Annotated in this window: 9 protein-coding genes and 1 tRNA gene; 5 read left to right on the top strand and 5 right to left on the bottom strand. The window is 70.9% G+C overall.

All coding sequences use genetic code 11. The features are described 5' to 3' along the window. On the top strand, positions 1-1,175 hold a 1,175-nt coding region (locus AC08OO_RS05305; RefSeq protein WP_476618285.1), incomplete at its 5' end, for an SDR family oxidoreductase. 62 nt (positions 1,176-1,237) lie between these two features. Here the strand turns inward: AC08OO_RS05305 and AC08OO_RS05310 are convergent. After that, positions 1,238-3,379, bottom strand: coding sequence for an ATP-binding SpoIIE family protein phosphatase (locus tag AC08OO_RS05310; RefSeq protein WP_476610400.1), 2,142 nt, complete (start codon positions 3,377-3,379; stop codon positions 1,238-1,240). A 397-nt stretch (positions 3,380-3,776) separates the two neighbouring features. On the opposite strand from AC08OO_RS05310, the gene AC08OO_RS05315 reads away from it, so the two are divergent. Both AC08OO_RS05315 and AC08OO_RS05320 read left to right on the top strand, forming a co-directional pair. Further along, positions 3,777-5,672 (top strand): glycoside hydrolase family 13 protein, encoded by a 1,896-nt coding sequence (locus AC08OO_RS05315; RefSeq protein WP_476618286.1) that lies wholly within the window; start codon positions 3,777-3,779, stop codon positions 5,670-5,672. Positions 5,673-5,705: 33 nt separating this feature from the next. After that, positions 5,706-6,128: a globin gene (locus AC08OO_RS05320; protein ID WP_011435595.1), complete on the top strand. Its 423-nt coding sequence runs from the start codon at positions 5,706-5,708 to the stop codon at positions 6,126-6,128. 41 nt (positions 6,129-6,169) lie between these two features. Here the strand turns inward: AC08OO_RS05320 and ettA are convergent, their stop codons facing one another. Then, positions 6,170-7,852, bottom strand: a complete 1,683-nt coding sequence (gene ettA, locus AC08OO_RS05325) for an energy-dependent translational throttle protein EttA (protein WP_011435594.1) — start codon at positions 7,850-7,852, stop codon at positions 6,170-6,172. A 240-nt stretch (positions 7,853-8,092) separates the two neighbouring features. Between ettA and AC08OO_RS05330 the strand changes: the two genes are divergently transcribed. Beyond that, on the top strand, positions 8,093-9,532 hold the full coding sequence (locus tag AC08OO_RS05330) for a DUF1254 domain-containing protein (RefSeq protein ID WP_476610398.1): 1,440 nt from the start codon (positions 8,093-8,095) through the stop codon (positions 9,530-9,532). Here the strand turns inward: AC08OO_RS05330 and AC08OO_RS05335 are convergent. Further along, complete coding sequence (locus AC08OO_RS05335) at positions 9,510-11,945, bottom strand: DUF7846 domain-containing protein (protein WP_476610397.1); 2,436 nt, start codon at positions 11,943-11,945, stop codon at positions 9,510-9,512. The two genes, AC08OO_RS05330 and AC08OO_RS05335, sit on opposite strands and share 23 nt — an antisense overlap. Positions 11,946-12,031: 86 nt before the next feature. After that, a complete protein-coding gene (locus AC08OO_RS05340; RefSeq protein ID WP_476610396.1) occupies positions 12,032-12,694 on the bottom strand; it encodes a single-stranded DNA-binding protein in 663 nt (220 codons plus the stop codon). Between the two features lie 352 nt (positions 12,695-13,046). Between AC08OO_RS05340 and AC08OO_RS05345 the strand changes: the two genes are divergently transcribed. Next, positions 13,047-13,119: transfer RNA gene (locus tag AC08OO_RS05345), tRNA-Arg, on the top strand. Positions 13,120-13,831: 712 nt separating this feature from the next. On the opposite strand, the gene AC08OO_RS05350 is transcribed toward AC08OO_RS05345, so the two are convergent. Next, the gene (locus AC08OO_RS05350; RefSeq protein WP_476610395.1) at positions 13,832-14,197 is read right to left on the bottom strand and encodes a transposase; all 366 of its coding nucleotides are present in this window, start codon (positions 14,195-14,197) and stop codon (positions 13,832-13,834) included. Positions 14,198-14,217 lie beyond the last annotated feature (20 nt).

The raw sequence follows: 14,217 nt of genomic DNA on the forward strand, positions 1-14,217 counted from the left end.
CCGCCCATCTGAGCTCCCGCCAGGAGGTCGGGAGGATCCTGCTCGGCTCGGGGGTTCCGACGATCGTGCTGCGCGCGGCGGTCGTCATCGGCAGCGGCAGCGCCTCGTTCGAGATGCTGCGCTACCTGACGGAGCGCCTGCCGGTGATGCTGACGCCGCGCTGGGTGCGGACCAGGATCCAGCCAATCGCCGTCCGGGACGTGCTGCATTATCTGATCGGCGCTCTGGAGGTCCCCGACGACGTCGAGGGCACCTTCGACGTGGGCGGCCCGGACATCCTGACCTATGCGGAGATGATGCAGCGCTTCGCCGCCGTCGAGGGGCTGCGGCGCCGGATCATCGTCCCGGTTCCGATCCTGTCCCCCGAACTGTCCTCGCTGTGGGTCGGGCTCGTCACCCCGGTGCCGGGCGGCATCGCGAGGCCGCTCATCCGTTCCTTGCGCAACGAGGTGGTGGTCCACGACCACCAGGTCGCCCGCTGGATCCCCGATCCTGCCGAGGGACTGCTGCCCTTCGACGCCGCGGTGGCCCTCGCGCTGGCCCGGGTGCGGGCGCGTTCGGTGAAGACCCGATGGTCGACGGCGGTGTGGCCGGGTCCGGGAGGCGCATCGGACGACAGGGACGGCGCCGGTGCCACGCACCCCCCGAACGAGCCCCTGCCGACCGACCCGCAGTGGGCCGGGGGATCCCTCTACGTCGACGAGCGCAGCATGGCCGTGGCGGCGCCGCCGGCCTGTCTGTGGCACGTCATCGAGGGCATCGGGGGCGACAACGGCTGGTACTCGTGGCCCCTGGCCTGGTCCGCCCGCGGCTGGGTGGACACCGCCCTCGGTGGCGTCGGTCTGCGCCGGGGCCGGCGTGATCCGCAGCGGGTGCACGTCGGGGAGGCGCTGGACTTCTGGCGGGTCGAGGAGATCGAACCGGGCCATCTGCTCCGGCTGCGTGCCGAGATGAAGCTGCCTGGCGAGGCATGGCTGGAACTACGCTCGATGGTGGACTCCGAGGGCACCACGACCTACTCGCAGCGCGCGAGTTTCCTGCCCCGCGGACTTCCCGGGCAGCTCTACTGGTGGTCGGTCAGCCCGTTCCACGCGGCCGTCTTCGGTGGAATGCTGCGCAACATCGTGCGCAAGGCCGAGGACGAATGGGCCGCCCGCGCCGTCGCCACCGCCTGATCACGCGGCCTTGGCCCGGATCGTCAGGTGGCCCGGATCGTCAGGTGGCCCGGCCCCGGATGCTATCCCCAGCACCGGCCCTGGATCGGCGGGTCGAGGGGAGGCTTCCGGGACGGGCCCGCCGCGGGAGACGGATCGGGTCCAACGATCGGTCTCGTCGGGCCGGCAGCACCCGCCTCCTGGTCGGGTATCTCGATGTCGAACCAGACACGCTTGCCCCCGGGGGTCATCTCCACGCCCCAGGCTAGCGCCAGCGCCTCGACCAGCAGCAGGCCCCACCCCGACTCGGGCTCGGGTTTGTTCTCCGCGGCCGCGCCGGGCCGGGGCAGACGCGCGCCTTCCCGGTCCTCGACACTGATCCGCAGCCGACCGGGTTCCATCGATGCCCGCAGTACCAGATCACTGCGGGCGTGCAGCACCGCGTTCGTCACCACCTCGCTGACCAGCAGCATCGCGTCCTCGACGGAGGTGATCCCGCATTCGGCGAGGACCGAACGCATCGCTGTCCGGGCCTCGCCTGCCGACGCGGCCACCGCGGGCAACGCGAGTTCGAGCAATGGCGGGTTCACGGCCTGCGTGGTGAGCACCACCATGGCGGTGTCGTCGTCGGTCCGGGCCGGGAGATCGGCTGCGATCAGGCACCGTTCGAGCAGCGTGCGGGCGGTCTCCTCGACGGGGCCCTCGCCGGGGCCGTTGACGGTGTCCGGACCGAACCAGCTACGCGCCGCGAAGTTCACCCTGCGCGCCCGGCGCCGCCGGTCCGCCCAGGAGCGGCGTTCCGGCACCCCGGGGGGTGGGCCGAGCGACGGGCCGGGGGCCCGCCGATCCGTCCCCGCCTTCCCGGTCCGTTCCGCCTTCCCGGTCCGTTCCGCCTTCCCGGTCCGTTCCGCGCTCATGCCCTCGCCCTCGCCTCCGGCCGCCACGTCGGCACCCGCTGCGACTTCGACCGCCTTGAGGCCTACCGCGGCAGCCCGGGCCCGCTGTGTGGTAAGACCGCGTCGAAGATTGTCCAGGCCGTCCACGAGCGGTCGGCGTCGCGACTCCACCAGGCCGTCGGTGAACATCACCAACGCCGATCCGGGTGGAAGCGCGACGGTCGTCTCGCTGAACATCGCCCCCTCGCAGACTCCCAGCGGGAGCCCGGGGTCGAGCACCAGATAGTCGGGGTCCTCGTCGGGAAGGATCACCAACGGCGCGAGATGGCCGGCACTCGCGATCGTCGCCCGGCCGGTGTTCCGGTCATAGACGGCGTACATACAGGTCGCGAGCTGGAGACCGGGCAGCAGGCCGACGACCCGGTCGAGCCGGGTCAGCACCTCGACGGGGCTCCAATCCTCCAGGGCGTAGGCGCGCAGCGCCGCCCGCAGCTGGCCCATCACCGCCGCGGCGTGCAGGCCGCGCCCCATCACGTCACCGATGGCCACCCCGACCCGTCCCCCGGCGAGCGGTATGACATCGTAGAGATCGCCTCCCACCTCCGTGCCTGCCGTCCCCGGCCGGTACTCCATCGCGATCTCGACCCCGTCGAGTGCGGGGGGATGCGCTGGCAGGAGGGACCGTTGCAGGGTCAGCGCGGACTCCTGTGCCTCGCGGAAGCGTTGTGCGTTCTCCAGCGCGACGGCCCCCCGCCGGGCGAGGTCCTCCAGCAGGTTCACCTCCGCTCCGGAATAGAAGCCGGTGCCGCGCCCGACGGTGATCGCGCCGAGGATCCGGCCGTGCGCCGGCAACGGGACGGTGACGGTTGGACCGCTCTGGATCCGGCGGAACTGCTGGTAGGCGAGCTCGTACGGGAACAGCGGCACCGGGCGCAGCTCGTCGAAGTCCGGCAGACAGTACGTCTGGCCCTCACGCATGACGACGCCCGGCGGGAATTCGTCCGCGAGCTGGGGCGGCCGCGTGGCGACAATCGCCCGCATAATCCTGCCGACTTTCGGGTCGTGGAAGACCGAGGCACCGAGCCTGACCTGGTCACCCTCGCGCAGCCACACCAGGGCGCCCGTGCCGAGGCGGGGCACGGCGAGTCCGGCGATCAGATCGACGACCCGATCGGGGTCGAGGGAGGTGCCGAGGACGAGACCGGCATCGGCCAGGAAGGACGGATCGGAGCCGCTCGATCCGTCGTCATGATCCCCCCGAGCACCGTGACACAGCGCGCGGACGGCCTCCCGCGCGGCCCGCAGACCTGCGGACGCCGACCGCCGCACCTGATCGGACCTCCGCGACTCACTGACGAACCTTGATATACCGGGCGCCTGGGGCGAACTCCCGGTGGATGGTTCCGACGTCACGGGCACACCATCACATCCCCGACCGAATCCGATTCCCGGTACCGCTTCGTAACAGCCAGTCACCCGGTCTATCTGCGGAAGTCTAGTTCGGATATCGGATATCACGCATCGGGGGAACGTCGACCCGAGCCGCAACCAGCACCCCATCGCCCTACCTTCGCCCCCACCGACCGGGTTTGATGCTGGACAGGCATCGCCCGACCGAGGAACACGCGCTCCGCCGCGCCGTCCCGACGCGGCGGAGCGGTCCCTGGATAGGCGCACAACAGGGAGTATCTGTCCCAAAAGGACCAGAAACGCCAGAAGGAGCCAGATGAGGACAGATCATTCTGTTGAGGGCTACTCCACAAAGACACCCTCATCTACCAAGAGAGAGAAAATATCTTCTTTCTGCCCTCGATCTAGTGTCCAGCGCGGCCACCGGAGCGGCGCGGGCGAGGGCAACGAGAACACCGAGGGCGCCGAGGGCAACAAGGACAACAGCGCGGGAGCCGGCGACGCCGGGGAGCTGGATCGCCCGAATGGCGCCGACGGCCGGGGGCGGTCGCCCGGCCAGGACGGGACGTGGTGGCGCCGGGCCGTGCTGTACGAGGTGTACCTTCGCAGTTTCGCCGATTCCGATGGCGACGGGATCGGCGATCTGGAGGGGCTACGGCGGCATCTGCCCGTGTTGGCGGAACTCGGCGTCGACGCGATCTGGATCACGCCCTTCTACTCGTCCCCCATGGCCGATCACGGGTACGACGTCGCCGACCATCGCGGCGTGGATCCGCTCTTCGGTGACCTCGCGGACCTCGACGCCGTGCTCGCCGACGCCGCCGAGACCGGGCTCGCCGTGCTGATCGATCTCGTGCCGAACCACTCAAGCTCGGCGCATCCGGCGTTCCAGGCGGCGCTCGCGTCCGCGCCGGGCAGTCCCGAGCGGGAGCTCTACATCTTCCGCGACGGCCGAGGCCCCGGCGGCGAGCAGCCTCCGAACAACTGGGAATCGGTGTTCGGCGGATCGGCCTGGACGCGGGTGGCGGACGGCCAGTGGTACCTGCACCTGTTCGACGCCGAGCAGCCCGACTGGAACTGGGATCATCCCGCCGTCCGCGCGGACCATGCCGCGACGCTGCGGTTCTGGCTCGATCGAGGGGTCGACGGGTTCCGGATCGACGTGACCCACGGGCTGGTGAAGGACACCGAGCTACGGGACAACCCGCCCGGCGCCCGGTTGGCTCCGGACAGCGGGTTCCGCGAGGAGCACGAGCCCCGGGTCTGGGACCAGGACGGGGTGCACGAGATCTACCGCGCGTGGCGCGCGATCACCGACGAGTACACCGCCCGCGACGGGCGTCCCAGGGTCCTGATCGGGGAGACCTGGGTGCGCGACCCGGCCCGGCTCGCCCGCTACGTGCGACCGGACGAGCTGCACCTGACGTTCTCGTTCTCCCTGCTGAGCATCCCCTGGTCGGCGGCGGCCTGGCGGGCCGCCATCGACGCCGAACGCGCCGCGCTGACGGCGGTCGGCGCGCCGGGCACCTGGGTGCTCGCCAACCACGACGTGGTGCGGCCGGCGACCCGTTACGGCGGCGGTCCCACGGGGACCCGCCGCGCGCGCGCCGCTCTGCTCACGCTGCTCGCGCTGCCCGGCACCGCGGTGCTGTACCAGGGCGACGAGCTGGCGCTGCCGCAGGCCGAGGTGCCGCCGGCCGCCCGTCGCGACCCGATCTGGACGCGGTCCGGGGGGACGTCGCCGGGCCGGGACGGCGCCCGGATCCCCCTGCCGTGGTCGGGGGACGCGCCTCCCTACGGATTCACCTCGGCCGGCGCCGACCCGTGGTTGCCGCAACCCGCCGACTGGGCGGACCTCGCGGTCCTCGCGCAGGCGGCCGACCCGATGTCGACCTGGCTGCTCGTGCGCAGCGCGCTCGCCCTGCGCCGCGCCCTCCCCCACCTGCGTGGCGACGACCTGCGCTGGCGGGACGACTCCCCGGCCGGATGCCTGGCCTTCGACCGCCCCGCGCCGGCAGGCTCGTCGGTGCCCCCGACCCCGCCCACCTCGGTGGGGTCGGCCAGTGTGACATGCGTGACGACGACCGAGGGGGAGGCGGCGATTCCGCTGCCCGGACGGCTGGTGCTCGCCAGCGGACCGGTGGGGTACGACGGCGCGACCCTGACGCTGCCCCCCGACACGACGGCGTGGATCGCACCCCGCGACGGCTGAGAACACCCGTCGCCCGGATCGGACCGCAGCGCCGTGCCGCAGAATGGACGGGTGAACCAGTCTCCTCCGCGCACTCTCCCGATCAGCTCCTTCTACGACGCCGCCGGCGGCGAACCGACGTTCCGGAAGCTGGTCGCCCGGTTCTACCAGGGTGTGGCGAACGATCCGGTACTGCGCCCGCTCTACCCGGAAGAGGATCTGACCGGCGCCGAGGAGCGCCTGCGCATGTTCCTCATCCAGTACTGGGGTGGCCCGACCGACTACCAGGAGCAGCGCGGGCATCCTCGGCTGCGGAGGCGGCACGCCCCGTTCGCGATCGGCCCGACGCAGCGGGACGCCTGGCTGAAGATCATGCGGGCCGCGGTCGACTCCCTGGACCTGCCGCCCGATCTCGACAGGCAGCTCTGGGACTATCTGTCGATGGCGGCGAACTCGCTGCAGAACCGACCCGACTGACCGCTCGGTGCCCGTGGGCACCGGCCGGCCCGGGTGCGCCCTCAGTCCCGGGTGAGCTTGCGGTGGGTGACGCGGTGCGGGCGGGCCGCCTCCTGCCCAAGACGGTCGATCTTGTTGGTCTCGTAGTCGGCGAAGTTCCCCTCGAACCAGAACCAGCGCGCCGGGTCCTCGTCGGTTCCCTCCCAGGCCAGGATGTGGGTGGCGACCCGGTCGAGGAACCAGCGGTCGTGGGAGATGACCACGGCGCAGCCGGCGAACTCCAGCAGCGCGTCCTCCAGGGAGCGCAGCGTCTCCACGTCGAGGTCGTTGGTGGGCTCGTCGAGAAGCAGGACGTTGCCGCCACGCTTGAGGGTGAGCGCGAGGTTCAGCCGGTTACGCTCCCCACCGGACAGCACACCGACGGGCTTCTGCTGGTCCGGCCCCTTGAACCCGAATGACGACACGTACGCCCGGCTCGGGAAGTCGACCTTGCCGACGACGATGTGGTCGAGGCCGTCGGAGACGACCTGCCAGACGTTCTTCTTCGGGTCCAGGCCCGAGCGGGTCTGGTCGACATAGGCGATGTCGACGGTGTCGCCGATGACGAGCTCCCCGGCGTCCGGCGCCTCCTGGCCGGTCAACATCTTGAACAGGGTCGTCTTACCGATGCCGTTGGGGCCGATCACGCCGATGATGCCGCCGCGCGGCAGGGTGAACGACAGGTTGTCGATGAGAAGCCGGTCATCGAAGCCCTTGGTGAGCCCCTTGGCCTCGATGACCTGGTTGCCGAGCCGGGGGCCGGGCGGGATCTGGATGTCCTCGAAGTCGCGCGGGCGCGCCCGGTCCGCCTCGGCGGCCAGCTCCTCGTAGCGGGCGAGACGCGACTTGCTCTTGGTCTGGCGGGCCTTCGGGTTGGACCGGACCCACTCGAGTTCCTGGGCGAGCACCCGGCGCCGCTTGGCGTCCTTCTGGCCTTCGACCTTCAGCCGGGCCGCCTTGTTCTCCAGGTAGGTGGTGTAGTTGCCCTCGTAGGGCAAGGCACGGCCCCGGTCGAGCTCGAGGATCCAGCCGGCGACGTTGTCCAGGAAGTACCGGTCGTGGGTGACGGCCAGCACGGCGCCCGCATAGCGGGCGAGGTGCTGCTCCAGCCAGGCGACGCTCTCGGCGTCGAGGTGGTTGGTCGGCTCGTCGAGCAGGAGTAGGTCGGGAGCCTCAAGCAGGAGCTTGCACAGCGCGACCCGGCGGCGCTCACCGCCGGAGAGCAGGGTGACGTCGGCATCGCCGGGCGGCAGCCGCAGCGCGTCCATGGCCTGGTCGAGCTGGCTGTCGAGCTCCCAGGCGTTCGCGGCCTCGATCTTGTCGATAAGCTCGGCCTGCTCGGCGAGGAGGGAGTCGAAGTCCGCGTCGGGCGCGGACATCTTCTCGTTGATCTCCTCGTAGCGGGCGAGCACCCGGCGGATCTCGCGCACGCCGTCCTCGACGTTGCCGCGGACGTCCTTGGTCTCGTCCAGCGGGGGTTCCTGGGCGAGCATGCCGACCGTGTAGCCGGGGCTCAGGGTCGCCTCGCCGTTACTCGGCTGATCGAGGCCGGCCATGATCTTGAGCAGGGACGACTTCCCCGCGCCGTTCGGGCCGACTACCCCGATCTTGGCTCCGGGGAGGAACGACAGGGTCACATCATCGAGGATGACCTTGTCGCCATGGGCCTTGCGCGCTTTGCGCATCTGGAAGACGTACTGCGCCATGCCATCAACCCTAGGGCATCGCGCCCGCCTTCCTCACAGCGGTGATCGGTGGCCCGTCGGCCGACGTCGAGGACCGGGCGGATCACCGGATGCTGCCCGGCCCCCGGACGGCATCCGGTGGGTACCACACCACAAAGAAGGGCACGGACTGTGGGGGCGGCCACTGTGGAGGCGGCCACTGAAACGTGGGGGCGTGGGGGCGACCACTGAAAAGGAGATGACGAGCACGGGGAGGACGGCATGCTCGCGAGTGACCATCGGCTCGGGCTGGCTGCCGAGGCGTTCATCTTCGGATATCCCCTGGTCAGCAACGTCCGGCTGAGCGTACGGACGGCGGCTGAGGGAATCGGGCCAATCCGGCCTGCCGGGTACAACGCCTTCGCTCACGAGACGGAACCGCCCGCGCCACTGTCCTGCTTCGTCAGCGTCGACAACGACGCCCTGTGCTCGGTGGCCGAGGTCGACCTCACGCCGGGTCCGCTGGTCCTGCGGATCCCCGACACGCCGGATCGTTACAGCGTCATGATCTTCATGGACGCCTGGCGGAACAACTTCGCCTACGTGGGACGGCGAACCACCGGCGGACGGGGTGGGCGCTATCTGCTCGTCCCGCCGGGCTGGACAGGCAGCGCGCCCGCGTCGCTGGCCCGCATCGAGGCACCGACCCGGCTGCTGACGCTGATCAACCGGTTCGGCTTCGACGGCCCGGCGGACATCGCGGCGGTGTCCCGGCTGCAGGAGGAACTGGACCTGAGCCCGCTGGATCCCGAGGCCCGCCGCGCGGAGGGACCGCCAGAACACTCGAAGAGGGTCTGTGACGACCTCCGGTTCTGGGAGGAGCTGCGCATCTGGCTGCGCTCCTATCCTCCGTCGCGGGCCGAGGCCGAGTACGCCCGCCACTTCACCTCGCTCGGGATCCTCGACGATCCTTCGCCGTACGTCGACCCCAACCCGGGCCTCGCCTGGTCCCTGCGCACCGGGCTGCGCGCCGGCCGCGACAAGCTCGAACGGGTGGCGCACGCCGGCCGGGCGCTGACGAACGGCTGGGTGAGCACCCCGCATGCCCTCGACTTCAACCTGGACCGACTCGGACCGGGCACGATCGACGATCCGGCCTGGCGGATAAGCGATCGGGCACAGGCCCGTCTCGCCCGGGCGATGGCCGCCCGGCTCCCGCGGGGTGCGACACACGGCTATGAGGAGATCCAGGCGAGCCGTGCCATTGACACGGACGGCCGTCAGCTGAGCGGGGCCCACCGGTACCTGCTGGAGCTGGTGCCGCCGCCGCAGGCCGCGTTCTGGTCGCTGACGATGTACGACGCGCCCGAGTACTACCTCGTCGAGAATCCCCTGCACCGGTATTCCCTGCGGAGCGGCGACCGCGATCTGCGCCGCGGTCCGGACGGCTCGGTGCGCATCCTGCTCCAGAGTGATCCCCTGGAGGACGGCGGGCCGCTTGACAACTGGCTGCCCGCGGCGGTCGGCGATTTCCGGCCCGTCCTACGGATCTACGAGCCGGGGGCCGACGTCCTCGACGGAACGTACGTGCTCCCTCCCATCCACCGCATCGACCGATCACCGGGCCGGCCGATCATCAGGCCGACCGTTCACCGGGGCGTCGGGGCGCCGGGGCAGGCAGGTCACCCGGGCGGGCAGGTCAGCCTCGACGATCATCGATGATGATGCGCAGCGGCGGCCGACGTCCCTCGCCGACCTCATCGACCTCCCCGAGGGATCCGAGCACGGTGACCGGCGGGCCGGCAGCCGGCCGGGAACCGTCCGGCTTGGAACCGTCCGACCGGGAACCGTCCCGTGCGGCCAGCCGCACGGGCAACACCTGCTGATCGAGGAAATGTTCCCGTCCGGAAGGGCTCGTCGCGTAGTAGGCCACGGTGATGGAGGTGCCCCGACCGTCCCGCACGGTGCTCGCCGACGGACGGCCGAGGGATCCGGAATGCACCCGGGACCGACCGGAGTCGTTGCGGTCAGTCACGATTCCGGTGCTGTCCATGCCGCCAGCGATGTTGGCAATACTGGTGATACTGATGATATCGGTGGTATCGAGGCCGTCCGCGTCGACGGTGAGGATCATCGAGGTGGGGATCCGCGGATGGACCGGAATCGACAGGCGGCGGACACCCTCGGTGAGCACGACGCGGGCGGAACGGGCGCCCGCGGGCGCGGCATCCACTCTCAGGGTCACCGCCACCCGCCTGCCGCTCCTGACCGCCAGCCGTTCGACCCGCGCGGTGGAGGGCGAGGCGGGTGAGCGGTCGTAGGCCGATGCCAGGCGGAGCAGATAGGCCGGGCGGTCCGCGTGGTCAGCGGCCACGATGAGATCGTCGACCCCCCGCGACACGGCGAACAGCACAGGATCTTCGAGCTTCGGCCCGTTCGCGGTCACCGGAGTGGGATGCCCGAGAAACGGCGGGTTCGCCGCGACGAACACGAGCGGATCGCCCGGCAGCCGGTCCAGCATCGCGCTGAGGTCACGGTCGTGCCCGGTGAGCGTGAGGTTGGCGCGCACCGCCCCGACCAGGACGACGGCCGTGAGCGCCAGGATGGCGGCGCCGGTCCCCGCGACGGCGATGAGCCCGAGTCTTCGCCCGCGGGCGAAGACGGCTTCGCCGGCCCTGACCAGGCCCTCCGCGCCGAGGTGGACGAGCGGGATGAGCACCGGGACCAGGTAGAAAGGGCCGACGTAGCGGATGCCGCCCCACAACTCGGCCGCGTTCCACGCGCCCCAGAAGCCGACGTATCCGCCCAGGAAGAGCAGCCCACCCGCACCCAGGAGCGCGGCGGGTGCGGACAGCTGCCGCCGAGCCGCCACGACGATCGCGCAGCCGGCCAGCACCACTCCCCCGCAGGCCCAGCCGCCGAACAGCCACAGGTGGTCGCCGACCGACCGCAGCCCTTCGAGCAAGCCGAAGTCGTGCCTGCCGTCGCCGGGATACAGCTTGCGCACCCCGAAGCCGAGCTTGTCGTCGGGTTCGAGGAGCGTGAACGGCAGCCGCAACGGGTCACCGGTGGCAGCGGCGTTGCTGAGCAGGACAAGCGCCACGGGCGCGGCGAGCCCGCAAAGCAGCCACCGGCCCAGCCACCAGCGCCCGCCCGTGGAGGTCAGGAGCAGCCAGATCGCGAGCGGAGCCAGGAGCAGGACGACGTCGTACGGCCGCACCGCCGCCGCCACGCCGAGGGCGAGGCCCGCGACGACCACCGGTGCCGCCCGTCGGCGGCGCCGTCCCCGCAACACTCCCAGAACGGTCACCTGCAGCAGCACCAGGGTCGGCAGGTAGCTCAGCACCATCGCGCTCTGCAGGATCACCAGCGGGGAGAGGGCGAGCAGGGTCGCCGCCAACGCCGCGGTCCGCCGGCTACCGAACAGCTCGACGCCCAGCAGGTAGGTGACGACGACCGCCGCCATGACGATCATTGCAAGCGCCGGATCGATGCTTCCCGTCAGCACGATGCCGATTGCGAAGATCGCGGGTACGAAGGGCGTGTACTTCAACACGTAGTGATCGCCGACAACGGTTCCCAGCCACGGCAGGTAGGACCGTGCCGGGTCCGGGGCGGGCGGGAACAGGCGGCCCTCGGCGAGGGTCCTGGCATGCAGGAGGTAGATGCCCTCGTCGTTGTTGACCGACAGGAACGGGAACACGGTGTGCCGGAGGACGACGGCGACCGCCGCGCTCAGAACGGCGAGCACCATCACGTACCGAGCGGGCCCCGAGATGCTCGCGAGACGAACGCGCAGCCGCTGGACGGGAGTCCGCCGACCGCGAGCGGCGTCGGAGGCCGGCGGCCCGGCCGGCGGTTGTTCTCCGTCCGGCCGGGACCGCGGCGTGTCGTTCCGGGGCTCGGCGTCACCCCCGAGCCCAGTGTTACCCCCGAGCCCAGTGTTACCCCTGGGCACGGCGTCACCCCTGGGCGCGGCGACGACCACCGATCCGGGTGTCCCGTGCGCAAGGCCGCTCTCCAAGCCGGGACTCACGACAACCTGCGCATCGATGACGTCGAAGGGCGCCTGCGGCTCTGTCCCGGGTTCGACGGAGACAGGCCCCGTCTGCCCCATCTCGTGCCGGCTGCTCATCCACGGCACGGTACCCAGCGCCCTCGGCCGCAGCGGACGCAGGTCGGTCCGACTCGCCCTCCAGGTCCCCACCATCGGCTGGACGGTCAGGACAGGTCATGGGAGGAGGGAAACGACTGCCAGGGGGAATCGCCGACCGTCACCGCGGACGGGCGCGGTTCGCCGGGCGCCGCACCCGCGCCCTGGAGCCGCCCGGAACCCTCCGGCGGTCCCTCGGCCATCGACGCCATGGCCGTCGCGGCGGATGCCGCTCCGGCCGCATCCGCATCCGCATCCGCACCGGCGACCGGGAAGCCGGCCAGAGCGCCGTGCTCGGATCCCACCAGAGCGGACGGATCACTGGGAACATCCGTCGCGGCCGCCGCCACCACCGCGGAGCCCGGGCGACGGGCAAGTCGCTCCGAGCGAGCCGCATGCCAGGTGAGCTCGGTTCCGACCGCATCCGCGTCGATCTCGTAGGTAACCCGCCGTTCCCCTTCGCCCGTCTCGAACGACCGCTGCCGCAGCCTGCCGTAGACGAGCGCGCGATCACCCCGGACGAGGCTGGCAGCGACGTTGTCCGCGAGCTGGCGCCAGCAGGAGACCCGCAGGAACAGCGTGGTTCCGTCGACCCAGCGGCTCTCGGAACGATCGAACCGGCGGGGCGTCGATGCGAGGCGGAAGGTGCATATCGACGCACCGTTGGCCGTCATCCGATGATCCGGATCGTCGACCAGGTTGCCGACAAGCGTGATGGTCGTCTCGAGCATGGCGTGCTCCTCGGGTCAGGGACGGATCCGCCGGGCTGGCCGCGAACGGCCTCTCCCACAGTGAGCCGTCACGGCGACTTCGGAAACCCTCGGTTGGTCGCCTGTGGATAACGAGGGTTCGCCCACAGGCCACGCATCCACGGACCCACGCGCACCGGCACGCCGACGCTCGGACCCCACGCCGGTCCGCGACGCATCCCGTCTGCCCACCTGCCACGGACGCCTCAGCGTCGTACCTCGGCCTTCCCAGGAGCTTGACCTTCCCAGGAGACGGCGCGTCCCCGCGTGTTCGATGCCTGGTCGAACCTTGCTACCCTGTTGTAGCTCCCCGGTGGGCCCATCCCCTGCAAGCGCGCCCGTAGCTCAGTGGATAGAGCGAGTGCCTTCTAAGCACCAGGTCGCAGGTTCGATCCCTGCCGGGCGCACCGATCCGTGTATTGCGCGAACCTCCGTACCGTCGCTGGATGGTTGCGTTCCGTCCTGCCCGCTGTCGCTGCCGCCCGTGGGCGCGGCTGGGTGGGGATGCGGAACGTGGGCTGGATGTGGGCGCGGCTGGTCACGGTGATCTCAGCCACGAGGGCCTCGGTGAGCCGGCGCAGCGTAGCCTGCGCGCCGTCGTGGATGGCGTCGGCGATCTGGGTGGACAGGCGGGTCAGGTCCGCGGCGGTGGGTGGGACGGGCTGGGTGGCGTTATCGGCGAGGTGGTCGACGAGTTCGGCCCGGCGACCCTGCAGTTCCTTGATCTTGATGGTGAGTTTCTCGATGCGGCCACCGGCGAGGGCGTCGGTCATGGTGCCGGCTTCGAAGGCGTTGAAGTAGCGGTCGATCGCGGTCTCGGCCTTGCTGATCTCGCTGTCGACGGTGGCGAGTTCGTCGCGGTGGGCGGCGCGGGTGTCGGCGATGCGGCCGGCGAGCGCGGCGGCGGCTTCGGTGACCAGTCCGCTGCCGGCGTAGGTTTCGACCATGGCGTTGAGGATGGCGGTGTCGACCTGTTCGGCGGGCAGGCGTTCGGCGGGGCAGATGCTGGTGCCGTACTGAGCTTTAATGCGGAGAGTCATGTTGACCACAGCTCCTCCCAGACCAGGCCGGTTTCGGCGAGGAAACCCAGGAGCACCCCGGGCCGGTACTGCAGCCGTTTCAGCCCGTGCTTGACCGCCCGGTGGACGTCGTCGAGGGTGCGGGCGGCCAGGTGCACCAGCGCGGTCCGCTTGATCTGTGACCACACCCCTCCGCCGGGTTCAGCTCGGGGGCATAGGCCGGCAACGCCACCACGCTCACCCAATCTGCGTGTTCCTGTAGAAACGCGGCCATCTCCGCTTGGCGGTGGATGTTCACCCCGTCCCAGACCAGGACCAGCCGGCCCCCGGGAAGCTGCGCGTGCGCGGCGGCCAGCAGATCCCGGCAGTCCTCCCAGCCGATGCCCTTGCGCTCCCCGGGACGACCACGCCAGATCCGGGCCCGGTAGAGCAGCCGTGGCCGCCACCCGGGCCGGTAGCAGACCATCGGCGACCACACTCACCCGC

Source organism: Frankia sp. CeCAU1 (genome assembly GCF_977971845.1).

Bases quoted from the DNA above. Each gene is read 5' to 3' on its own strand.
- AC08OO_RS05315 (WP_476618286.1), top strand. From the start codon at position 3,777: ATGAGGACAGATCATTCTGTTGAGGGCTACTCCACAAAGACACCCTCA.
- ettA (WP_011435594.1), bottom strand. From the start codon at position 7,852: ATGGCGCAGTACGTCTTCCAGATGCGCAAAGCGCGCAAGGCCCATGGC.
- AC08OO_RS05330 (WP_476610398.1), top strand. From the start codon at position 8,093: ATGCTCGCGAGTGACCATCGGCTCGGGCTGGCTGCCGAGGCGTTCATC.
- AC08OO_RS05335 (WP_476610397.1), bottom strand. From the start codon at position 11,945: ATGAGCAGCCGGCACGAGATGGGGCAGACGGGGCCTGTCTCCGTCGAA.
- AC08OO_RS05340 (WP_476610396.1), bottom strand. From the start codon at position 12,694: ATGCTCGAGACGACCATCACGCTTGTCGGCAACCTGGTCGACGATCCG.
- AC08OO_RS05350 (WP_476610395.1), bottom strand. From the start codon at position 14,197: ATGGTCTGCTACCGGCCCGGGTGGCGGCCACGGCTGCTCTACCGGGCC.